This is a genomic window from Rhizobium sp. 268, from assembly GCF_036571585.1.
Lineage (GTDB): Bacteria > Pseudomonadota > Alphaproteobacteria > Rhizobiales > Rhizobiaceae > Rhizobium > Rhizobium redzepovicii.
On sequence record NZ_JAPPSO010000004.1, the window covers coordinates 377,183 to 399,266 of the forward strand.

Below are 22,084 nucleotides of genomic sequence, written 5' to 3' on the forward strand. Positions count from 1 at the left end.
TGTGACCTCACCAATTAAAATAGCGGTCGCCGGCGCGAACGGTCGAATGGGTCGCGCCGTCCTGCCGCTGCTGGCGGCCGATCCGGCTTTTGCAGTCATTGGCGGCATCGGTCGCCCCGGCTCGATCGGGGAAGGGCTGATCGACCGTTCGGACGCGATCGCGACCGCCGACGTGATCCTGGATTTTACCACGGGACGTGCCGCTGCCGAACTTGCCGGCTTGTGCGCCTCGGCCGGCGGACCGGCCCTGGTGATCGGGGCGACGGGTTTCGAACCGGACGAACTCAAGCGGATCATGGAGGCCGCCCGGACGATTCCCATTCTGCGCTCCGGCAATTTCTCCATCGGCCTGAACATGCTGCTCGGCCTCGTTGCCCAGGCCGCCCGCGCCCTTCCCGCGCAGGGCTGGGATATCGAAATCCTCGAAGCCCACCATAACAGGAAGATCGACGCGCCGTCCGGCACGGCGCTGATGCTCGGTGAAGCCGCCGCCGAGGGCCGCGGCGTCTCCCTCGCCTCCGTCGAGCGGCGCGGCCGCGACGGCATCACCGGCGAACGGCCGCCCGGCGAAATCGGCTTCGCCGTCCTGCGCGCCGGCGGGCTTGTCGGAGAACACAGCGTTCTGTTTGCCGCCGCCGAGGAAGTCGTGACACTTTCGCATTCGGCGCTCGACCGCGGCATGTTTGCCCGCGGCGCACTTGCCGCCGCCCGCTGGGTCGCGGGACGCGCGCCCGGCGAATACAGCATGCAGGATGTCCTCAATCCGGCCTGAGAAAGGGCGAAGAGACAGGGTTGACCAGAGGCTTGAAGCGCGTCGTTGAATCAAATTCTAAGCGCGTCCCTGGTTGTGCCCGGCCTCCAAGAGAGCCTCATCCTGAAGTGCCCCGTAGGGGCCTCGACGGACAAGGCGGGCGCTCCGGCAGCTGATGGACCTCAACGGAAATATGCATGAAAACCAAAGACTTGAAGACATCCCCTGAATCAAACCCTACGCCGATGCCACTAGCCTATCGAGGATTGCCGAAGCGACGACGACTTCAGTTCCCGCAAGGCCGACCGAGCAAAACAGCGTCGTCTCCCCGGACGATCCCCGCCCGGCAGCTGTCCCGGCAATGATGTTGGCAAGGTCGGCCATGCGATCTTCGTTGCCGGAGCCGGCGAGGAAAAAGGGCGAAGCGTAAGCCCGGCTTTGTTCGGGGGAATCCGTCGCGATCACGGCAGCGGCATCCGCGATATCAAGACCGAGTTCGTATCCATGAAGCGTTTTCGGACCGACAGTGTTGACGTGCACGCCGGGCTTCAGATCACGCGCATGGATGACAGGCTTTTGGCTCGTCGTCGCGCAGATGACAATATCGGCGTCCTCAACGGCCTCAGTGACGCTTTCGACAGGCTCCACCTCCAGCCCGAGGGCGTGCTGCATCTCGCTTGCGAAGGCGGTGCGATTTTTCTCGTCGCGGCTATAGACGCGGGCGCGATCCAGTTTTCGAACGGCGGCGGCTGCGGCAAGCTGGGTTCGCGCTTGCGCTCCGCTGCCGATGATCCCGACGATCCTGGCGCCGGGCGCGCTGAGGTGGCGGACGGCGAGACCTCCAATGGCACCGGTCCTGAGGTTGCCGAGGCGCTCACCGAGAACAATGCCCTTGAGCCTGGCATCGTCGGCCGACCATACCGCGACGATCTGCGAATGCTCTGCCCCGTCGAATGTTTCGTACACGCGAAAACCCGCAAGTGGTTTGTCGCCAAGCATGCCGCCGACGGTGAAGACGAGATCGCCTCGATCGGGAAAGGACACATGATGTCGGGGCGGAGAGACCAGCCGATTGTCGGCTCTCGCAAGAAAAGCGGTCTCGAGCGCATCGATGGCAACACGCATCAACGTATTGCCGGCCAGATCCTCGTCTTTCAGAATTTTCGTCACGGCAAACCCCCAGCCTCTGCCGGCATCCTGCGACCCCAACCGTGCTTGAGGTCAATAGATCCGGTAAGGCAAATGCGCTGAAATTTCGCGTGAGGCCTAATCGACCAGACGGCGAGCCATGATGACGTCGTCGATCTCCCTGCCCTCTTCCAGAACCCCGGCAGGGATCCTGCCGACCTCGGAGAAGCCCTGTCGATGATAGAACCGGATCGCCGCCGCGTTCTCCGCGCTGACGAAGAGTTCCAGCTGCCGGATGCCGATTTGGCGCGCATGATCGACAACGACATCGAGAAGCCTCTCGGCAAGACCGGTGCCGCGCAGGCTCCTTCCGATGTAGACCATGATGATCGTCGCACGATGGGCCATCTTGCTCGACCGCTGGCGGATCAGGCCCATTATGCCGACGGGCTCACCATCCTGAAACGCGATGAAGACCGGCTCGCTCAGGCGGTTGCGCCACTCATCGAGGGAAAGAGCTGCCCAGTCTTCATAGCGGCTGGCAAAGGAGGCGGGTTCGGTGCGAAGCGCTTCCAGACGAATGCGCCGGAAGGCCTCCACTTCGCCTGCCTGGATATGCCTGATCGTTACGCCGCTTGCATCCATTCTGAGACCTCCCGAGATATCTCGGCTGTCGTCATGACAGTGTGCTCCAGCCGACGCAAGCGGAGACGATGACTCAAATCCGGCCCCCATTGCACCCGCCTAGCGCCAAAGCCTGGAAAAGCCTCAGCCCGAGAAGGCCCGCAAGGGGCCTCGAAGACAAGGCGGGTGCGCGGGCGGCGGAAGAATGCAGGGGTCAATGCTGGAGCCTGTCCTTCGAGGCTCCGAGGGCGTCGGAAGAACCGCGCCCCAGACAGCCTTATTCTGAGAGGCCTCGAAGGACGAGGCAGGGCTCCGGCTGCAATTACTGCGCCGGGGTTCCCACCCGGCCGCCCTTCCGGACGCCCGACGGATCGCCGTCCGTCGGCTGGTTCGTTGGCCGGAGGTCCCATTGATTGGACGGCCGGACGGCCGGTCGCTCGGTCGCCGGTTCGCGCGTCGACCGCACAACAAGATTATCCGGCTGATCGGTGGACCCCGCCGCCGATCCATCAGCTGACCACTCGGTCCTTTGATCGCTCGGCTTGTCCAGCTTGAAGGGTGCAGTCTGACGGACAATGACGAGAAGAACCATCCCGACCACCATGCAAATCAGCGTATAGAGAACGAAATACTTCAGTGCATATCCCTCGCTGATTGGCAGAGCGACCTTGACAGCGGCGCGAATGATATTTCCGCATCATTGAATGATACTTGAAAAAAGGCAATAGATTTTAGATGAAACCAGTAAAATTCAGAAATGGACCACGCAGAATAAGATAGTTATTGGCGATTCCCAGACAACATCTCCCGCACTGCTCGATTTATCTTGGCCATCCCGGTAAAGGCGAGACGCGCATGTCAACGTCGGCTGCCGCTCAATCCTCCCATCTCGCTTCCGGAATTCGCGGGGTGCAGTTCGTCAAAGATGCGTGTCGGCTGGCATCACAATGCCTCAGCGCGCGCCAAAACACCTGCCTGTTCCAGACTGATACCCTTGGCGAGGGGATCGGCATGGCGGTGCGCCAACCGCCATTCTTCGTCCTCGCGGCGATAAACCAGGGTGACGCGCAACGGCCAGTCCTGCATCGGCAGACCGCCGACCTCCACCCGGCATCGTTCGATAATGGCGAGGACAATCATGTCGGCTGATGCATAGGCCTGCACGACCTCCTGTTCGAAGGTGCCGTTCGCGAAGAAACGGCCGATCGCCTGCCAGCGCTCCTGCGTCAACTCTGCCTCATGCGTCGGCCGCCCGCCGAATGGCGACATCAGCGTGTAATCGGCCGCGTGCGGATTCAAGGCGCGGTATGCATCGATATCGCCGCGCATCAGCGCCGCATTCGCCTCTGCCGTGCGGCAGATGAGCTCCGCACAGGCCCCTTCGGCGATGGAACTCTCGGCCGGCATCGAACTGGATGGGAATGACATGACCTTGCTCCTTCGGCTATGCGGATGCCGTTTGCGCCCGCTACAGTGCAAATCCCACTTCAGCGGCACTGAATCCAATGATATGATTTCAGCGATATGCTGAATCCAGTTGATCTCTCCCGCAGCGATCTCAATCTGCTCGTGCTCTTCGAGGCCGTGCTGGAGGAGCGTCATGTCGGCCGCGCCGCCGAGCGGCTGAACCTAACCTCTTCTGCCGTCAGCCACGGGCTGGGCCGGCTGCGGCGACTGCTGAACGATCCACTGTTCCTGCGAACGCCCAAGGGCGTCGTGCCGACGGCGCGCGCCACGGAACTGGCGGCACCGATCGCCGATGTTCTCGCCCACGTGCGAAAGATGCTTTCAGCCGTCGAACCCTTCGATCCCGCAAACTCCACCCGCCGCTTCACGATCGCCGCACCGGACGGTGTTTCGGCCGTGCTGCTGGCGCCGCTCCTCGACAAGCTTCACCGCACCGCACCCGGCATCGATATCGGCATCCGCCAACTGCTGCCGGCGCCCAACGAAACCTCGCCGGAGCGTGCGTGGCGCGACGCATTCGCCGATCTCGACGACCGGCTGACCGACATCGCGGTCATTCCCACCGAGCACATTCCGCAGCGCTTCCACGTCAGCCGGCTTTATGAAGAGGATTTCGTCGTGGCAATGCGGACCGGCCATACCTTCGCCGGCCAACCGACCCTGGTCAGATACTGCGAGATGCAGCATCTGGTCGTCTCGCTCAGCGGCGATCCCCATGGTTTCGTCGACGAGGCCCTAGCCAAGCACGGCTGCGCGCGGCGCGTCGCGCTGACCGTGCCGAACTTCACATTCGCCCTTGCCATCCTCGCCGAGACCGATTTTCTCTGCGCGTTGCCGAGACGGTTTGCCGCCATGCATGCGGCGCGCTTCGACCTGGAAAGCGTCAACGCGCCGCTGGAACTCACGCGATTTCACATCAATGCCGTTCTCCCCAAGGTCGCCTTAATGGATGCCGGCGTCGCCTCGCTGCTGGGCGTTATCGAGCTAACGCTGCCGGCGGCGCCGTAAGGCTGCAAAATTCCGCGACGCCCAAGATCGATCTTATATTTCGCTGCCAAGACAGCGTCGGCAAGATCGGCTAGACTGCATGCGCCGACAGCTTGCGTCGAGGGCATCCAGGGGACGTCGGCGGCAGGGGGATCTGCATGTCGGCAATTGCATCTCTGTTTCAGGAAGCTGCCCGGCTTGCGGCCGGGTTTCGGCAGGCGATACCCGCCCGCCATATGCCCGCTCACGACTATGCCACCTCGCTTGCCGCCTTCAGTGAGCCACTGCCGACGGTCGGTTCGCAAATGCTTGATGTCATCACGCAGCTCGCAGATGGCGCCGAACCCGGGCTGCATGCAACCACCGGACCACGCTTCTTCGGCTGGGTCATCGGCGGTTCCCATCCCGTCGGCGTCGCAGCCGATTTCCTCACCAGCGCCTGGGGCCAGAATGCCGGAAACCATACCGCCGCCCCGGCCGCTGCCGCCATCGAGACCGTTGCTGCCAGATGGCTTCTCGATCTTCTGAAGCTGCCGGCTGAAAGCTCGGTCGGTTTCGTTACGGGCGCGACGGTGGCGAACTTCACCTGCCTTGCCGCGGCGCGGGGCGAGGTGCTGCGCCAAGTCGGCTGGGATGGCGATGCTCGCGGCCTGTTCGGCGCGCCCGAAATCACCGTACTGATCGGCGACGACGCTCACACGACGGTGTTCTCTGCGCTGCAATTCCTGGGCCTCGGCCATGATCGCGTGCTGCGCGTGCGCACCGATCCGGTGGGACGGATAGACCCGGCCGCGCTGGCGCGCTCGCTCGAGAGGGTCTCCGGTCCCGTCATCGCCATTCTCCAGGCGGGACAGATCAATACCGGCGCTTTCGACGACTTCGCCGCGATCATCCCGCCGCTGAAAGCGAAAGGCGCCTGGGTGCACATCGACGGCGCCTTCGGCCTCTGGGCGCAAGCGTCGGAGAAGACCAGCCATCTCAGCCGCGGCATCGAATCCGCCGATAGCTGGGCGACCGACGGTCACAAATGGCTGCAGACACCCTATGATTGCGGCTATGCGATCATCCGCAATGAAATTGCTCATCGCCGCGCCATGACGATTGCCGCAAGCTATCTGCCGCTCGCCGGCGAAGGTGAACGCGATCCTTCCCATTACGTGCCCGAGCTATCAAGGAGGGCGCGCGGCTTTGCCACCTGGGCGATGCTGAAACATCTCGGGCGCGACGGTGTGGCCGCCCTCATCGACCAGTGCTGCGCCTCGGCGCGGCTGGCCGCCGAATTGCTTGGGCGCGAGCCCGGCATCGCCATTCTGAACGAGGTCACGCTGAACCAGCTCATCATCCGCTTCGCGGCCGACAGTCCGGACGAAGAAGGTGACACCATGACCCGAAAGACGATCGAAAAGATCCAGGCGGATGGCCTGATCTTTGCCGGCGGCGCCAAATGGCACGGCCGCGACGTGTTGCGTCTCTCCGTCACCAATTTCCAGACGACATCGGATCAGGCGGAACTGGCGGCGGAGAGCATCATTGCCGCGTTCAGGAGCGTCGGTCGGGGGTGATACTTCCGTTGCGGCACATATGCGTTCTACGAGGGCGCGGACGCCCACCCCGCATTCCCTCATTCCTGTGCCCGTTACAGGAATCCAGTGCGCCCAAGTCCTTGGCCGCGAAGACTCTTTTCCGTTGCAGTATCGATTCAATCACGGCGGGGACGCGCCGTGGCTGGAGGCAATATCCGCAACGAGGCCGGCGAGCGGGTCGCGGTAGAGATCGCCGACTATTTCGACGAGAGCGACAGCCGGATCGAGCGCTGGATCTTTTCCTCCATACCCCAAACGGAGCGGGCGATGCTAACGCCCTTTGCCATCCCGCGCTTTCACCGGACGCTGTCGACCTGGGTTTCGATGATCGTCGGCGCGGGACTGACTATAGAGGCCTTCGGCGAGCCGGCAGCGTCTCCGGAGCTGGCAGCCGAGCCTGTCGTCGCCGACACCCGCATCGCGCCGATCTTCCTGCATATAAGGGCGCGCAAACTTTAAACGCGCCGCGATCGAAGGAAGGCACTCTCAAGGGATGGCGGCGAAATCAGCTTCGCAGCAGAGGCCAAGCCGGCATCATCGTCGCACCGCCACGACCGAGCTGGCGCGATACCTGGACAATTGCACCCGGTTGGATTGATTGCCGCCGAACAGGTAGACGTACTGCCGGCGCTGGTCGATGTGATCGAAAAGGCTCACATGAAAGCGCCTGCCCGTGCGGATCACGACGACATCCCCTCGCCTGGCGGCGCGGAAGAACACCGGCTTGCCGAACTTCCTCCAGGACACCGCCATATTGGGGTTGGGCGGCGGTTGTCGCGAAGACCGCTTGGCGACAAAGGCCAGGAACGCCCCGCACCACGATACCCTGCGGGGATTGATGCTGAGGAAGGAGATGGAGCGTTCGTGCATGCTCTTGTACTTGACTGCCGTGCCCAGCATGTCCGCCTCACAGGGCACGGCAAGCACCGTGAGGACGATGACGAGAATAACCTTCATAGTTACCCACCATGTTTGTATAACGCTGAAATTCAGAAATGTGGCGAAGAATAAAACAGGCGCGGCAACGTAGAAGCCAATTATGGCGTGATTTAGAAACAACTAATACTGGCATTTTGGCGGCGGAAATTAAGCCGGAGAAAGGCACGAAACCGCTGCAGGCAGGGGCTGACCCCGACCAACAAACTCCGCAAACCGCATGTTTGTCGGGCCGAAAGAGGAGAGTTTCACCATCCGAACCCAGCTCCTTCCGGGTTGGATGAACTTCACGCGCAAGTGATTGAGCAACAAGTTGATTCACCAAAAAGTTGACAGCAGTGAGCGACCGCGGCCATCACCTGTACGAGCTATATTTAAGATAGTCACAGTAATACTTAATTTCGATGGGAAATACATTGCGCCCGCGCCCATTCAGGGGCTAAAGGTGGTCGTGCACCACCCTGTCGGTTGCGGATATAGACGCTGCCGGATAGCGGATGGCCACCGCGGCGAGTCAACCGTGAGGTTGCACCGGTTCAGGCCGGTCGGTGACCGGAGCAGGATCCGCGGCAAGCGCCCTGGTGACCAGAAGTGCCGCGACGAGAACAGGGACGACTGTCCAGTACGAAAAGCGGATGCCGAGCTGTTCGGCAACGAAACCGAGCAGCGGTGGCCCCGCGAAAAACACGAGAAACGTCGTCTGCCCGAGTGCTGCAACGCTGACCAGTGCAGGTCGATCCCTGCGCCGGGCCGCAGCCGAGATGGCAAGCGGATAGACCGATGAGCAGCCGATCCCCGTCAGGCCGAAGCCCGCAAGCGCGACAACAGGATGCGTCGCCGTCGCAACCGTCACAACACCGATGACCGTGATCCCAAGGAGGGTTATGGCGACCGGGCGGGGATTGAAGCGGTCGACGACCGGGTCCATGCCGAGCCGCCCGATGGCGATCAGCAAGGAGAAGATGGTCACGCCGAGCCCGCCGACGAAGGGTTCGACGGCAAACACGTCCCGCATATAGATCGCCGACCAATCGACGCTTGCGCCTTCGGCAAGAAGCGGAGCTGCGCCGACGAGGCAGAGTGGCAGCAGTCCGACGGTGGGAAAGGCGATAAGCGGCGCATGTCCGGGGTGTGCATCGCGCCGCTTGGGCGCATTCTCGATCCCGGAGAAAACGATCGATCCAGCAATCAAGACAATGACGAGGGTGAGGAAGGTATGCAGTTCGATGGACACGGCAGCCTGCCGCATGCCGGCGGCAACAAGGGCGGTGAGGCAGAAGCCGAGGCTCCACATGCCGTGAGCCCGGTTCATGATGCGATACTCAAGCAGCGCCTCATGGCGATCGGTTTCGATATTGGCGTTGATCTCGAATGCTCCGGTGAAAATGCCGGCAATGAAGAATAAAGGCACCGCCGACGGAGCCGAAGGCATCCAGGGGATCAGCGCCAAAAACAGCGACGCGCCGAAGACGGTGACGAAGGCGGTTTTGCGTGCACCGAGCCTCTCGATGAACCTCACCGCGAACGTCAGTCCGCACAGAACCCCTGAGGACAAGACAGCGAGCAAAAGGCCGAGTTCGCCCTCGGCAAGGCCGAACTTGCGCTGAAGGTCGGGCAGCCGCGAAAGAAACGCACCGACGGAAAGGGCCACTGCAAATTGAATGAAGAAAATGCGATGATGCGGCTTCATCTCGGGGACTTGCTCCGATTGGGGCGGGGTTGAAGCCCAAGCATCCGCGATAGCCGGACATTCCGACGAAATGGCGACTGGCCCCAAAATCCGCGGTTTTCGCTTATCTCCCACCGTTGCTGACAGTTCCTGTCAGCATGCTGACGCCCCCGCTCGTTTCAAGAGTGGTTGGCGGCTCGCCGGAAGCAGCCGTCAAGCCACTGCTTGTGACGCCACAAGTGGATGCTGGCCTCCTCAGCCCAGCCTTCTGCCCTCACAAAAAATTCGCATCCGCATCAATTTACTTGCCGTTCTGCAATGCGGCATATGTTTGTGTGCATGGCCAAGTGGCATGAGCGGGGAACCATGACATCAACACGTGCAGACAATACGGGTGAAGGTGCCGGCCATAAGGGCTTTGTCGGATTGGTCGTCGGCGCGATCGGCGTCGTCTATGGCGATATCGGCACCAGCCCGCTCTATGCCCTTCGTGAGGCGCTGAGGCCCTTTGCCGCCGATGGCGTGCATGAGGCCGAGGTCATCGGGCTCATTTCGCTGATGGTCTGGACGCTGACGATCATTGTGACCTTCAAATATGTGCTCTTCCTTCTCAGGGCGGACAATGACGGCGAAGGGGGCACGCTTTCGCTTCTCGCCCTCCTGATGAAGAAGATGGGACGGAACGTCCCCGTGCTCTTTTTCGCCGGCCTGATCGGAGCGGCTCTCTTCATCGGCGATGCAATGATCACGCCAGCTCTGTCGGTCATGTCGGCGCTGGAAGGCCTGAAGCTGGTCACCCCGGCCTTTGCCGACTATGTCCCGCTTGCGTCGGCTGCGATCATGATCGTTCTGTTTGGCGTCCAGTCGAGGGGAACCGCTGCCGTCTCGATGTTTTTCGGGCCGATTACGGTGCTGTGGTTTCTGGCGATGGCGGCGGGCGGTCTGATCCATATCGGTGACGATTGGGCGATTCTGGAGGCGCTCAATCCGGTCAATGCATTCCTGTTCCTTACCCATGCCGGCACTGTCGGCCTCATCGTGCTCGGCGCCGTCTTTCTGACCGTCACCGGCTGCGAAGCGCTCTATGCCGATCTCGGGCATTTCGGACGCCGCCCGATCCAGACGGCATGGTTCGTGCTCGTCTTTCCGGCATTGCTCCTCAACTACCTCGGACAAGGCGCGCTCGTTCTCGCCCGTCCCGAAACGGCTGCCAATCCATTCTTTCTGATGTATCCCGATTGGGCCTTGCTGCCGGTGGTGCTGCTGGCGACGATGGCGACGATCATCGCCAGCCAGGCCGTCATCACCGGTGCGTTTTCGCTGGCCCGTTCGGCGGTTCACCTCGGCTTCCTGCCGCGGCTGCGGATCAAGTTCACGTCGGAGACCAACACCGGCCAGATCTACGTGCCGAGCGTCAATCTTCTCCTCCTGGTCGGTGTCCTGATGCTGATCTTTTCCTTCGGCGACTCCGAGTCGCTGGCGACGGCTTACGGCATCTCGGTGACCGGAACTATGGTGATTTCGACCATGCTGGTCTTCCAGTTCCTTCGCGCCGTCTGGGGCTACCCCCTCGTGCTCGCCGCTGCCCTGCTGCTGCCGCTCTTCATCATCGAAGTCCTGTTCCTGGCGGCCAACCTCCTGAAGATCTATGATGGCGGCTGGGTTCCGGTCGCCCTTGCGCTGGCGATCATGATCCTGATGTGGACATGGACGCGCGGGCAGGCCTATCTGAAGAGACTGCGCGCCAACAATGAAATCCCGCTCGACTCCTTCATCAGGTCGATCGAGCGAAAGTCGGACCATTCGCCGGTCACCGTTCCGGGAACGGCAGTCTTCCTGACCAGCGTCCCGGACCGCACGCCGAACGTTCTGCTCCACAATCTCAAGCACAACCACGTGCTCCACCAGCAGAACGTCATCCTGACCGTCTGGACCGAAGACGAACCTTATGTCCCCGACAACAGGCGCATCAAGATCAGCCAACTCTCGCCGCGCTTCGTGCGCCTTGACCTCACCTTCGGCTTCATGGACGATCCTGATGTCACCAGGGCGCTGGCGCTCTGCCGGGAGGGAGGTTTCAAGTTCGAGATCATGAAGACCTCTTTCTATCTCGGTCGCCGGAACCTTGTGAGGACGCCGAACACCGGCCTGCCCGGCTGGCAGGAGCGCATATTCATGGCATTGGAAGGTTTGGCGATCGATCCCTCCGATTACTTCAACCTGCCGTCAAACCGCGTCGTCGAGCTCGGCGAACAGATTGCGATTTAGAGCACGGCAGCGAAGAGAGTTGGGAGAGTTGGCCCGCGTCGCGAACTCCGCGGCGTAGGACATTGAACGTCAGGCCTTGGCCGAGATCGCGCTCAGTTCCTCGAGATCGAGATCGCGTTCCAGCTCGTCCAACGTCTCGTCATCGATGTCGCCGGCGCGGTGGAGACGAATGAGTTCCCGGCGCCCGGTCGCGACCGCTTCGAGAACGACGTCGAAGTGAGCGTGCAGCAACGGCACGTAGTGCTCGGTTCTCTCGGCATAATTTCGACGATCGCCGTTGCCCTGCGCTGGTAGCGTTCCAGCAATTGCGGGTGGATGAGCTTTCCCTCTGCGTCATAGGCCAGGTTTTGCACGATCCCGAACTGCACCTGTGCCATGGCGGCCTCAGCCTGGCTCATGGAGAGACGCGCTCTTTCCGTCTCCGGCGGCAGCCGCGCCCAGGCAATCACCCGCCCCAATGTCGTGCCCTGCACGAGCACGGTTCCGAGAATAACGGCAAAGGACGTGGCGAGGATGAAGTCGCGGCCCGGGAACCCCTCTGGCAGGCTAAGCGCCAGGGCGAGCGTGACCACGCCGCGCACGCCTGCCCAGCTCAGGACGGTCGCACCGCCGGCTCCGAGCGGCCGGGCGCGTGTGAACCCCAGAGCCGCGCAGGCGCGGATGACGAGATCGGAGGCGAAGACCCAGGCAAAACGCGCGACCACGAGCGTCACGAGGATTGCCAGCATCGGCAGCCCCATGGTCGCGATTACGGTGGTCAAACCGCCGCCGCGTTCGACGACATCCCGCAGCGACAGCCCGATCAATGTGAAGACCGCCGCTTCCATCAGGAAGATCATCACCGTCCAGAACGACGTGCCGCGCATGCGCGTCGCCGCTGAAAAGACCGTGTGCTGATGCCAGGAAGCGATCAGGCCCGTGCTGACGGTGGCGATGACGCCGGAGACATGCAGCAGTTCGCCCAACAGATAGGAAATCCAGCCGAGCAGCACGGTGGCCGCGATGATGAGATAATCATCGCCGAGATGGCGGATGAGTTTGACCCAGGCCAATCCGACCGCGATGCCGACGACGGCGCCGCCCAGCGCCAGCACGAAGAAACTGCCGGCGGCCTCCCCCGCGCTGAAAGCACCTGTTGCGGCGGCGGCAACGGCAAAACGGAAGAGCACCAGGCCGCTCGCATCGTTGAGCAGGCTCTCGCCTTCCAGCAGAATCTGAAGCCGCCGTGGCAGTCGTACGCGCTCCAGCACGGCGCGCGCCGAAACCGCATCCGGCGGCGCAACGATAGCACCCAGTGCCGCGCAGGCGCCCCAGGGAAGTGACGGAAAGATAAGGTGGGCGACAACGGCCACGACGACGCAGGTGAAGAATACCGCGCCGACGGCAAGCGAAGCGATGCCGATCATATGCCGCCGCAGCCGCGACAGCGCGATCGACCAGGCGCCGTCCATCAACAGCGGCGGCAGGAAGATGACCAGCACCAACTCGGGATCGACCGAAATCGCCGGCAGTCCCGGCACAAATGCCAGCAAGGCGCCACCGGTCAGCAGCGCGACGGACGGAGGCAGTCCGAGCCTGTGGGCGGCATAATGCAGCGCGATAATCGCGAGAAACATCGCGATAACAAGCTCGAATAAGTGGGTTGGTTCCATGCGCCCTGCCCCGGCTCGGAAACGAATGTCGAATGCCTGCTGCATAATTGAAACCAAAATCGATTCAAGAAATTTTGCAGCAATTCAACCTGGCTCTGCTTGGTAGTGCATTATCGTGACAAGATTTCACCTGCGATCAACGAGATGCGCACGCGAGGGTGCAGGTTCAAACCGATCGGCGAAATATTGCGTTTCGTTGGCCACCAGGCCTTCGCGGAATTCCATGATGCTCACCGCGTAAGATGGCACGTCGTCGTAGGTCAATATGAATTCAGTGACCCAGAGGTCACCGCCGCCGATCATTCGCCGCACCGTAAAACGCTTCCTGTTCGGCTGGACGAACCGGCTCTCCTGGATATTCTGCCGGCCGCGGATCCGCTCGCCCGATTGCGGGTAGTAAAGCACGGCGTCCTCGGCGTAGATTTCATGTTCGACGTCGAAATCGCTGGCGTCCGAAGCCTCCCAATGACGCTCCAGCGCCGTCCGCACTGTTCGATCATCCATCACAGTCTCCCATCTTCGCTTTAATGATCGGGATTTCGACGGCGACTATGCCTCAATGACCCGGCCGGCCCACGTGATGATGCTGATATTGAACCGCCGCGTCTTTAGGTTACGCCGTCTAATTTCATCGCGGGAATTTGCGCCCAGTATGGCCATGGCGACGATACATGACGCGACTTCGACTTGTCTCAGCCTCAAACCTGTTTGCGGGTTGCACGAACGAGACCTGAGAGACCTGGCCCGGGAGGGCGTCCGCAGGGATAGAGTTGGTGAGCGCATCTCTGTCCCTTACAGGGGCGAGAGCTGAGCCGCCATATGTCACCGTCGAGCCCGGCGCTCCCTGGATGCCGAAGATTTCGCTGCCGTCGATCATTGCCAAGATTTAATTGGAGTTTCCGGCCCGCTCCCTTACATGCGTCTTGAGGCAGAGGAAGACAGATGAAGAGGCGGACCCTGGTGCTTGGAGGTGCGACTACTGTCGCTTCGACCGTGGCCGCGGCGGCGATCTGGCCACGGCGGCATATCATTGTTGCCGCCAGGGCATTCGACTGGAAGGGAACAGACTTCCTGAGCGGCGGCACAAAATCGGTCGCACTGGAAAAGCTGCCTGCGCCGCTCTTCCGCAGCCGCCCGAATTGCATCGTGACATCAGCCCAGACCCTTGGCCCCTGCCATGTCAACAATATTCCGGCCCGTCAGGACGTCTCGGAAGGAAAGGCAGGACTACCGTTGCGGCTGGCCCTTCGCATCGTCCATGCAGCCGATTGCCGGCCGATCGAAAATGCCGATATCGAAATCTGGCATACCGATCGTCGTGGCATCTATTCCGGCCGCGAGGCCGCCGACATGTGTACGCTCGGCGACGCCGAGGCAATCAGCGGCCTCGCTTTTCGCGGACGCCAGCTGACGGATGCAGAGGGGCAGGCAAGCTTCCTGACGGCCTATCCAGGATGGTACAAGGGCCGCACGCCGCATGTGCACTGCCGCATCCTCGTCGAGGGCAAGGAGCTTCTCGTCAGCCAGATCTATTTCGACGATACGCTGAGCGACATCATCTATGGCGAGCATCCGGACTATCTCGGACGCCCTGCCCGCGATACCCGCAATGAAGCTGACGGCATCATCCCGGAAGACGCCGCCGATCACATGTTCGACCTCGAGAAGCTCGACGGCGGCGTGCTTTCCGCCACCATCGCGATCGGCCTCTCTTCGTAAGCGGATAGCAGAGAAAGCCGCCGATCGCCAACGGCTGGCCTTGCCGGACTTCCTCCACCATCGGGGTTTTAAAGGACGATCTTGCATCCGGCATGAAACCAGATGCTGCATTCCCGCGTACTAACTCTCGACAGCGGAATACAGGCAGCGAGGGTTGACGGCATGGTCAGGAAAGAAGGCGTAGCGCACATCCCCCGGCAAATTGCCGAACAGGGACTGGCCAGGCTGATGATGAGGCTGCCCGCGACGCGGGCAACAATCAGGGCCGCCGCGGCGAGCCAACCGCATCTTTACGAACTCTGCGGAGCCTATGGCGAGGCCTGCGCCGTTCTTGATCGCATGCGCAAGGATATGTCGGCCGACCCGGCGATCGTCACCGAATACGAGATCATCTGCGCGGAAATCGAAATCGACGTCACCAGGATCCTGCTCGGCGGCCGATGAGTTTGCCGGCATCCCTTGTCAGGTCAGCACGCCGTCCACATCGATGGAGATGCTCAGCGTATCCGTATCGTAATGATGCGCTGCCCCATCCGAAATCTTATAATAGAACGTCTCGCTCACATCTCCGGTAAGCCCGGCAAGCTTCGCCGCGTCGAGCGTGTAGCTGTAGTCGCCATGATCGTCGACATGGATGCTGCCGTATTGGCCGGTCAGCGTCAGACCGTTCTTGCCGACGACTTCGCCGTCGAAGCGGCGAAGCAGCAGGATCCCATTGGCCGAACTGTCGTTTTCGAGGAGATTCCCATGATGGGCAACATCCGTGTCGGCCGAGATCTTCAAACTGTCATGGGCTGCGACGATTATCGGAACCGTGTCCGCATGCGCTGCATCGCCGGCAGCGTGGCTATCAAGGCTCACAAACAGGGCGTCGGCCTCGTCGAGCGTCGTGTTGTTGCTGACGGGAAAGGTGTTCGCGGCGATGATGGCCGGCGATATGCTGTAGGGCGTAACATCGCTGGCGATGAGATTGTCGTGGAACGCTCCGGATGCGGGCCTGTCGACCTTCAGCGCCGCCTGCGACAGGTCGTCGAAAATGTTGCTGTGGACATCGATATCTTCGCGAACGTAACTGGTGGTGCCGGCGGAACTGACCACCACGCCCCATACGCCGTCATGGATGTAATTGCCTGAGATATCATAGTCTCTGGTGTCGCCCTGGTCGCCGAGGCCGACGGCGTAGGACCAGCTGTAGCCGCCATACCCCGATATGTCGTTGTCGTGGATGGCGATATTCGTGCCCGCCTGAGCGGCCACCCCGAAGCCGCCGCCAACCAGCGTGTTGTCCTCGATCACGGCATTGACAGGCCGGACGAGCGCCAGCACGCCCTTCGGGCTAATGGCGCCCGTCTGGTCGAGATAGTTGCCGCTGATCAGGATGTTGCTGCTGTCGTTCATCTGCACGGCATCTGCCGTGGTGCCGTGGGCATTGGTAACGGTGTTGTTGAGAAGATTGACGCCATTGATCTTCTCGATCCACACGCCGTCGCCGTTCACGTCGTTGATCGTGCTGTTTTCGATGGTGATATTCGAGCCTGTTCGGAAGGTGACGGAACCGGACTTGCCCGCCAAGCCGGTGTGATCGACCTCGACATTGCGCACGGTCCAGTTCGAGACATAGCCGCCATAAATAGCTGCACCGCCGGTATCCGAGATCTTGATGTTCTCGATGACGATGTTCGACGCATAAAGGCTGTGAATGCCGTCGCCGGGACTATGGATGACCGGCGCATCGCCGATCCCGTAGCTGCCGATGGTGATCGGGGCGCTGGCGGTGCCGGAATATTTCAGGTCGAGTTGGTCGTTGTAAACGCTTCCCGCGGCGAGCAGCACGCTATCGCCGGGCTGCAGCTTCAAATTTTCCACCGCCCAGAAGGATGCAAAAGGCGCATCCTCGCTCGTGCCGCTGTTGTTGTTGGCGCCTGTCGCCGAGTTCACATAATAGACTGTCATATCGCCATATGCTCGCATTGTCGCGCAGCTGTGTGGGGATCAGCTGCGATGAGTGGATCGGATGCGGTCGGGGCGAAAGGCCATAGGACAATCTTCGATTGTCACGACGGCGGTAGACAGGCTGTGGCCTGCAATGCTCCCGAGAAGCCTGGCGGTGGCTGCATCCTCGACAATACAACTTAAGAGAAAATAATCTATAAAATAACGACCGAAAGGTGAATGAAATGGTAACGGACCGTTCGCAATTACCGTAAGGGAATAGCCGCCCTCGCCCTTCAATGCCCCTTACGGGACGCTTCAGGACGAGGGCGGAGAGAGGCCGTCCCCTATCTTAGCTTAGCAAGCCATCCATATGGATGAAGACGGTCAGCGTATCCGCGTCGCTGTGATGGGAGGTTCCATCGTCGATGCCGTACTTGAAAGACTCGCTCACATGTCCACTATGGTCGTCGGGCAGCTTCGTTTCATCGAGCGTGTAGGCATAGTTGCCTTCCCGGTCCACGTGGATGGAGCCGTAGTCTCCAGCCAGTGTCAGGCCGTGCTTGCCGACGGCTTCGTCGCCGAAGCGGCGAAGCACCAGCGTATCGTTGTCGGAGCTGTCGTTCTCCAGAAGATTGCCACGATGGGCTTCGCCCGTATCGGTGAAGATCTTCAGATTGTCGTGAACGGCGACAACTGCCGGGTCGGAGACCGCCTCCGTCGTTGCGGCAACCTTGGCCTCGGTGCTTGCAAGCGCCGTCTCGACACTTGCGACCATGTGGTTGTTACTGACGGAAAAGGTATGCGCGTCGACGATGGCGGGGGATATGCTGGTGGCCTTGACGCCTGTCTCGATGGTGTTGTTGTAGAAAGGAGCCGGATGCCGGCCTGTCGACCTTCAGCGCCGCCTGTGTGAGGTCGTCGAAGACGTTGTCGTGGACCTTGATATTCGTCAGGCTATAGCTGGTGCCGGTGGCGCCGCTGACGGCCACGCCCCAGGCGCCATCGTGAATGTGGTTGTCAGAAATGTCGTAATCCCGTGCGCTGCCCTGATCGCCGAGGCCGACGGCGAAGGACCAGCTGTAACCGTGATATCCCGATATGTCGTTGCCGTGGATGGCGACATTCTTGCCCGCAGGCGCGCTGATACCGAAGCCGCCGCCGGTCAGGACATTGTCCGCGACCACTGCATCGGAGGCCCGCACCAGCGCGATCCCCCCCTTCGGACTGACGGCATGGGTCTGGTCGAGATGATTGCCCTTGATCAGAATATTGCTGCTGTCGTTGACCTGCATCGCGTCGGCCGTAGAGCCGCTGGCACTGGTGACGGAATTGTTGAGAAGTTTGACGCCGCTGACCTTTTCGATCCAGAAACCGTCGCCTTTGACATCAGATATCTTGCTGTCTTCGACCGTGACGTTCTTGCTATTCCTGAAGGTGACGGCGCCTGCGTTTTCCGACATCCCGCTCTTGGCGATCTCGACATTGCGGACCGTCCAGTTGGTGACATCGCCGCCATAGATGGCCGCACCGCCGGTGTTCGATATTTTGAGGTTTTCGATGACGATGTTCGAGGCATAAAGACTGTGAATGCCATCGCCGCCGCTGTGGATGACGGGTGCGGCCCCCGTCCCGTAACTGCCGATCTTGATCGGCGCAGTCTCGGTGCCGGAATATTTGATATCGAATTGCTCGTTGAAAACGCTGCCCTTGGCGAGCAGCACGCTGTCGCCCGGTTTCAACGTCAAGGATTCCACTTTGGACAAAGTCGCAAAAGCCGAGTTCTGGCCCGTTCCGCCGTTGCGGTCGGAGCCAGTCGCTGAGTTCACATAGTAGATTGTCATATCGCCAATGTTGCCCTGTTCGTCGGATCGCTACATCGCCACTCGAATCGACCGGAACCGGCCGTCCGAACGCGGCGGGAGCAACCCGCCACGGCAAAAGGGCGAGAAGATGTTGTCAATGCGGCAGCGGGTCGGTTTGCGGACCTTACTCCACAGGCAACGGCGCGGATTTGCTAACACACTGGAAAGATGCAACTTATCCGAAAATTATCCGGCGGGGTAATTGCATGAATCGGCGGTATGTGGAGCGATAGAGCAATAAAAGGCATGCCGTGTAGCCCCCTCATCCGACCCTTCGGGCAACCTTCTCCCCGCTGGGGGAGCAAGCCGAAGGCTTCGTGTCTACACAGGATGCGTTCGAGAAGGGCAAAACGTTCCCACGATTCCACTTCTCCCCAGCGGGGAGAAGATGTCGGCAGGCAGATGAGGGGGCCAAACGGCACGGCAGCCAAGGTCTTCGAGGCACTACTTCACCCCCTCTCCCGCAACGCCGCCCTCAGCGGCAGCCTTGCCGCCGCCAGCGCCGGCAGGGCACCACCGATCACGCCGACCGCCAGCCCGAGCAAACCTGCCGTCAAAATCACATCAGGCGTAACCACAAGCTCAAACGCCATCTTCGTATTGTTGGCGCCCATCGTGCTTGCCTGCCAACCGTCAAAGGCGAGCCGCGAGGCGAGGATGCCGATGGCGGCGCCGGCCACCGATAGCAGCACAGCCTCGAACCAGGTGGCGACGAAGGCCGGCAGGCGGGAAAAGCCGAGCAGGCGCAAGGTGGCGATCTCAACGCCGCGGTCGGAGACCGAGCTCATCATCGTGTTCAGCGCGCCCGCCGTCGCGCCGACCGCCATCAGCAGCGCTATCGGCCAGCCGAACAGGCGGATCAGGCTCTCGGTGCGCTCGGCCTGCGCGGCATAAAGATCGGCCTCGGGGATTGATGTGAGCGGCGTGCCCGATATATCGGACAGTCTCTCACGCAGCACCGCCAGCGCACGCGCGGGATCGCCCCCGCCGGCAAGCCGCACGCGCAGGCTCTGCACCTGTCCCTGCCGGCCGAAGGCCGCTTGCACAGCATCCAGATCCGCCCAGATCTCGGATTCGAAGGCGCTGCCGCCGGAAGTGAAATGACCGGCGACGGTCCAGTCGACAGCGCCGAACCGCACTCTCTGGCCGACGGCAAAGCCGGGGAAAGCGTCTGCGATGCGGGCGCCGACGACGATCTCGCGTCCGCCCGGCGCAAACAGCCGCCCCTGCGAAAGCCGGGCGCGGCCGCGCAGATCGAGCCCGGTGCGGTCCATGCCCCGCAGCGACAGCGTCTGCTCGGCGCCGTCGCTCCCCTTCACATCGATCGGCACGATGGTCTCGCGCGACAGCGCCAGCCCGCCGGCCCGGTCGCGCGCGATGCCGGTGTCCCCGCTGATGGCGGTCAGGCTGCGGATCGCATCTGCCGGCACGTCGGAGCCGGTTTCCTGGTTGGTGCCGCCGCCGAGGATGACGGCGATGTCTGGCGAGCCGGCACCGGCAAGAGCCGCCTCGAAGCCGCGCGCCATCGCTAGAAACCCTGCCAGCACCGCCACCACGAGAGCGACCGACAGCACCATCGACAGCGAAATCGCGAGCCGACGCGGCAGGCTGCCGAGATTGATTCTCATCATGAGAAAGGTCTGCTTGAGCGCTGATGACATTGGATTATCTCGTTTTGAAAGCGTTGACGATCGGCAGACGCATGGCGTTCACGGCCGGCAGCAGCCCGGTCAGCAGGCCGAGCCCGGCAATGATCGCGATGGATTTCAGCAATACCTCGCCGCTGAAGACGAGGCCGAATTCCGGCCCGATCGACAGTGTCGCGAGCTTGGCCAGGATGAGCCCGCCGGCCCCGCCGATGGCGAAGGTGAACAGCGTCTCGCCGAGAATGAGCGCGACGATGCGACCCCGGGAAAAGCCGAGCACCTTCATCACGCCGATTTCGAAGCGGCGCTCCCTGACGGCAAAGAGCATGGTGTTGACCGATATCATCAGGATCGTCACGAAGGCCGCGCCGACGACGAGGCTGACGATCAGCCCGACATCGGCGAACTGCCGGAGAAATCCTTCGAGGAACTGTTTTTCCGATTGCGTCTGGGTCTGCGCCGCAGAATTGGCAAAGAGCGCGTCGATGCGCGCCGCCAGCACGCCCGAAGCGATACCGTCGCGCGGGCGCACCACGAAGGCGTCGACGGTATCCCTGTCCCGCGCGCGGGCGGCATTGACCATGTCGTAGCGAGCGAGCATGAAATAGGTGTCGCTGCCGGCATCAGCCCCCTCGAAGATGCCTGCGATGGTGAAGCTCCAGTTCCGGCTGCCGTCCGCCTTCATGAGCTGACTGGTGAGGCCGATGCGCTGGCCGACCGACCAGTTCTGCGCCTCAGCCAGCGCTCTGCCGACGAGCACCCGGTCGCCGCCTTCTTCCAGCGCCGCGATCAGCTCGGGCGTCAGCCCGAGTTCGGCACCATTGGCCGCGGCAATCGCCCGCGGATCGACCGCGCTGACGGCGACGACATTCTTCTCGACCTCGATGAAGCCGCGCATCCGCGCCGTATAGGCGACGGCGGCGACATCACCTTCCGCCGCGATCCGGTTGAGATAAGCAATCGGCAGCGGCAGCCCCCGGCCCGATTTGTTGAACACGCCGAGCAGATTGTCGCTGGCGCCGGCCGCCCCCTGGCTGCCGCTGACGAAACTCGCCGTCAGTCCGTAGATCAGGAAGGCGATGCCGACCGAAAACATCAGCAGAATGGCGCGCAGCCGCTTACGCCAGGCATTGCGCCGCATGAGCTGGAAAAAGGTCATCGGCCTTCCCCCTCGACGAATTCGCCTTTGTTGAGATGCAGCGTGCGCCTCGCAAAGGCGGCGGCCTCGGGATCGTGCGTGACCATGATGATGGTCTTCTGAAGCTCGCGATTGAGGAAGCCCAGCATCTCCAAGATATCATTGGCCGATTTCCGGTCGAGATCGCCGGTCGGCTCGTCGCAGAGAATGAGATCAGGATCGGCGACGATGGCACGCGCAATGCCGACGCGCTGCTGCTGCCCGCCCGACATGCTCGACGGAAACTGCCGCTGCCGCCCGGCAAGCCCGACCAGATCCATCACAGTATCGACACGCGCCCGACGCTCCTTGCGCGTCAGCGGCTTCAAGAGCAGCGGCAACTCGATATTGTCAGCCGCATTCAGCATCGGCAGCAGATTGTAGAACTGGAAGACGATGCCCATGCTGTGCGCCCGCCAGGCGGCCCTCGCCCCTTCGCCCATCTGCTCGAGATGGCTGCGCCCGATCCGGATCTCGCCGGCGTCAGCGCTGTCGATGCCGCCCAGCATATTCAGCAGCGTCGATTTTCCGGAACCCGACGGCCCCATGACCGCAACGAAATCGCCGCGCGGAATGGAGAGGTCAAGCCCCGAAAAGATCGGTATCGTCTCCGCCCCGATCCGGAACGCCTTCCTGACGCCGGCAAGCGCGATATAGGGGTCTTGAGTGTCGGTCATTGC

Annotated in this window: 16 protein-coding genes and 3 pseudogenes; 7 read left to right on the forward strand and 12 right to left on the reverse strand. The window is 61.8% G+C overall.

Features of this window, described 5'->3' with window-relative positions; genetic code table 11:
• Window position 1 precedes the first annotated feature (1 nt).
• A complete protein-coding gene (gene dapB, locus OS035_RS10580) occupies window positions 2–772 on the forward strand; it encodes a 4-hydroxy-tetrahydrodipicolinate reductase (protein ID WP_331813659.1) in 771 nt (256 codons plus the stop codon).
• Window positions 773–988: 216 nt separating this feature from the next.
• On the opposite strand, the gene OS035_RS10585 is transcribed toward dapB, so the two are convergent.
• From OS035_RS10585 to OS035_RS10595, 3 genes are all read right to left on the reverse strand, one after another.
• On the reverse strand, window positions 989–1,921 hold the full coding sequence (locus OS035_RS10585) for an ornithine cyclodeaminase family protein (RefSeq protein WP_183779484.1): 933 nt from the start codon (window positions 1,919–1,921) through the stop codon (window positions 989–991).
• 96 nt (window positions 1,922–2,017) lie between these two features.
• Window positions 2,018–2,524 (reverse strand): GNAT family N-acetyltransferase, encoded by a 507-nt coding sequence (locus OS035_RS10590; RefSeq protein WP_097625947.1) that lies wholly within the window; start codon window positions 2,522–2,524, stop codon window positions 2,018–2,020.
• Between the two features lie 921 nt (window positions 2,525–3,445).
• Window positions 3,446–3,931 carry a YybH family protein gene (locus OS035_RS10595; RefSeq protein WP_097625949.1) on the reverse strand — a complete coding sequence of 162 codons (486 nt, stop codon included), beginning with the start codon at window positions 3,929–3,931 and terminating at the stop codon, window positions 3,446–3,448.
• A gap of 96 nt (window positions 3,932–4,027) precedes the next feature.
• On the opposite strand from OS035_RS10595, the gene OS035_RS10600 reads away from it, so the two are divergent.
• The 3 genes and pseudogenes from OS035_RS10600 to OS035_RS10610 form a co-directional block, all read left to right on the forward strand.
• Window positions 4,028–4,978: a LysR family transcriptional regulator gene (locus OS035_RS10600; protein ID WP_331813660.1), complete on the forward strand. Its 951-nt coding sequence runs from the start codon at window positions 4,028–4,030 to the stop codon at window positions 4,976–4,978.
• A 137-nt stretch (window positions 4,979–5,115) separates the two neighbouring features.
• Entirely contained in the window at window positions 5,116–6,519 is a 1,404-nt protein-coding gene (locus OS035_RS10605; protein WP_183779488.1) for a pyridoxal phosphate-dependent decarboxylase family protein, read from the forward strand.
• Between the two features lie 171 nt (window positions 6,520–6,690).
• A pseudogene (locus tag OS035_RS10610) lies at window positions 6,691–6,999 on the forward strand (SAM-dependent methyltransferase); the annotation flags it as partial.
• Window positions 7,000–7,074: 75 nt separating this feature from the next.
• On the opposite strand, the gene OS035_RS10615 reads toward OS035_RS10610, so the two are convergent.
• Together OS035_RS10615 and OS035_RS10620 are read right to left on the reverse strand one after the other, a co-directional pair.
• Window positions 7,075–7,497, reverse strand: a complete 423-nt coding sequence (locus OS035_RS10615) for a TIGR02594 family protein (RefSeq protein ID WP_097625952.1) — start codon at window positions 7,495–7,497, stop codon at window positions 7,075–7,077.
• 493 nt (window positions 7,498–7,990) lie between these two features.
• A complete protein-coding gene (locus tag OS035_RS10620; RefSeq protein WP_183855191.1) occupies window positions 7,991–9,166 on the reverse strand; it encodes an MFS transporter in 1,176 nt (391 codons plus the stop codon).
• 345 nt (window positions 9,167–9,511) lie between these two features.
• Between OS035_RS10620 and OS035_RS10625 the strand changes: the two genes are divergently transcribed.
• A complete protein-coding gene (locus OS035_RS10625; protein WP_331813661.1) occupies window positions 9,512–11,413 on the forward strand; it encodes a potassium transporter Kup in 1,902 nt (633 codons plus the stop codon).
• Between the two features lie 69 nt (window positions 11,414–11,482).
• On the opposite strand, the pseudogene OS035_RS10630 reads toward OS035_RS10625, so the two are convergent.
• Both OS035_RS10630 and OS035_RS10635 read right to left on the reverse strand, forming a co-directional pair.
• Window positions 11,483–13,065, reverse strand: a pseudogene (locus OS035_RS10630) (Na+/H+ antiporter).
• Between the two features lie 126 nt (window positions 13,066–13,191).
• Window positions 13,192–13,569: a nuclear transport factor 2 family protein gene (locus OS035_RS10635; RefSeq protein WP_183779493.1), complete on the reverse strand. Its 378-nt coding sequence runs from the start codon at window positions 13,567–13,569 to the stop codon at window positions 13,192–13,194.
• Window positions 13,570–14,007: 438 nt separating this feature from the next.
• Between OS035_RS10635 and OS035_RS10640 the strand changes: the two genes are divergently transcribed.
• Together OS035_RS10640 and OS035_RS10645 are read left to right on the forward strand one after the other, a co-directional pair.
• On the forward strand, window positions 14,008–14,784 hold the full coding sequence (locus OS035_RS10640) for a dioxygenase family protein (protein WP_183779495.1): 777 nt from the start codon (window positions 14,008–14,010) through the stop codon (window positions 14,782–14,784).
• Between the two features lie 162 nt (window positions 14,785–14,946).
• Complete coding sequence (locus OS035_RS10645) at window positions 14,947–15,228, forward strand: nodulation protein (protein WP_097625958.1); 282 nt, start codon at window positions 14,947–14,949, stop codon at window positions 15,226–15,228.
• A gap of 18 nt (window positions 15,229–15,246) precedes the next feature.
• Here the strand turns inward: OS035_RS10645 and OS035_RS10650 are convergent, their stop codons facing one another.
• From OS035_RS10650 to OS035_RS10670, 5 genes and pseudogenes are all read right to left on the reverse strand, one after another.
• Window positions 15,247–16,737, reverse strand: coding sequence for a right-handed parallel beta-helix repeat-containing protein (locus tag OS035_RS10650; protein WP_183779497.1), 1,491 nt, complete (start codon window positions 16,735–16,737; stop codon window positions 15,247–15,249).
• Between the two features lie 331 nt (window positions 16,738–17,068).
• Window positions 17,069–18,560: pseudogene (locus OS035_RS10655) on the reverse strand (right-handed parallel beta-helix repeat-containing protein).
• A 470-nt stretch (window positions 18,561–19,030) separates the two neighbouring features.
• Complete coding sequence (locus OS035_RS10660; RefSeq protein WP_331813662.1) at window positions 19,031–20,242, reverse strand: ABC transporter permease; 1,212 nt, start codon at window positions 20,240–20,242, stop codon at window positions 19,031–19,033.
• Between the two features lie 4 nt (window positions 20,243–20,246).
• Window positions 20,247–21,386 carry an ABC transporter permease gene (locus tag OS035_RS10665; RefSeq protein ID WP_331813663.1) on the reverse strand — a complete coding sequence of 380 codons (1,140 nt, stop codon included), beginning with the start codon at window positions 21,384–21,386 and terminating at the stop codon, window positions 20,247–20,249.
• Window positions 21,383–22,081, reverse strand: a complete 699-nt coding sequence (locus OS035_RS10670) for an ABC transporter ATP-binding protein (protein WP_331813664.1) — start codon at window positions 22,079–22,081, stop codon at window positions 21,383–21,385. The genes OS035_RS10665 and OS035_RS10670 overlap by 4 nt, the downstream gene beginning before the upstream one ends.
• Window positions 22,082–22,084 lie beyond the last annotated feature (3 nt).

What these genes read in the sequence shown, in the direction of transcription:
- OS035_RS10635 (WP_183779493.1), bottom strand. Translation starts at nt 13,569, where the DNA reads ATGGATGATCGAACAGTGCGGACGGCGCTGGAGCGTCATTGGGAGGCT.
- OS035_RS10625 (WP_331813661.1), top strand. Translation starts at nt 9,512, where the DNA reads ATGACATCAACACGTGCAGACAATACGGGTGAAGGTGCCGGCCATAAG.
- OS035_RS10615 (WP_097625952.1), bottom strand. Translation starts at nt 7,497, where the DNA reads ATGAAGGTTATTCTCGTCATCGTCCTCACGGTGCTTGCCGTGCCCTGT.
- OS035_RS10670 (WP_331813664.1), bottom strand. Translation starts at nt 22,081, where the DNA reads ATGACCGACACTCAAGACCCCTATATCGCGCTTGCCGGCGTCAGGAAG.
- OS035_RS10600 (WP_331813660.1), top strand. Translation starts at nt 4,028, where the DNA reads ATGCTGAATCCAGTTGATCTCTCCCGCAGCGATCTCAATCTGCTCGTG.
- OS035_RS10660 (WP_331813662.1), bottom strand. Translation starts at nt 20,242, where the DNA reads ATGTCATCAGCGCTCAAGCAGACCTTTCTCATGATGAGAATCAATCTC.
- OS035_RS10665 (WP_331813663.1), bottom strand. Translation starts at nt 21,386, where the DNA reads ATGACCTTTTTCCAGCTCATGCGGCGCAATGCCTGGCGTAAGCGGCTG.
- OS035_RS10620 (WP_183855191.1), bottom strand. Translation starts at nt 9,166, where the DNA reads ATGAAGCCGCATCATCGCATTTTCTTCATTCAATTTGCAGTGGCCCTT.
- OS035_RS10650 (WP_183779497.1), bottom strand. Translation starts at nt 16,737, where the DNA reads ATGACAGTCTATTATGTGAACTCGGCGACAGGCGCCAACAACAACAGC.
- OS035_RS10590 (WP_097625947.1), bottom strand. Translation starts at nt 2,524, where the DNA reads ATGGATGCAAGCGGCGTAACGATCAGGCATATCCAGGCAGGCGAAGTG.
- OS035_RS10605 (WP_183779488.1), top strand. Translation starts at nt 5,116, where the DNA reads ATGTCGGCAATTGCATCTCTGTTTCAGGAAGCTGCCCGGCTTGCGGCC.
- OS035_RS10640 (WP_183779495.1), top strand. Translation starts at nt 14,008, where the DNA reads ATGAAGAGGCGGACCCTGGTGCTTGGAGGTGCGACTACTGTCGCTTCG.
- OS035_RS10645 (WP_097625958.1), top strand. Translation starts at nt 14,947, where the DNA reads ATGGTCAGGAAAGAAGGCGTAGCGCACATCCCCCGGCAAATTGCCGAA.
- OS035_RS10595 (WP_097625949.1), bottom strand. Translation starts at nt 3,931, where the DNA reads ATGTCATTCCCATCCAGTTCGATGCCGGCCGAGAGTTCCATCGCCGAA.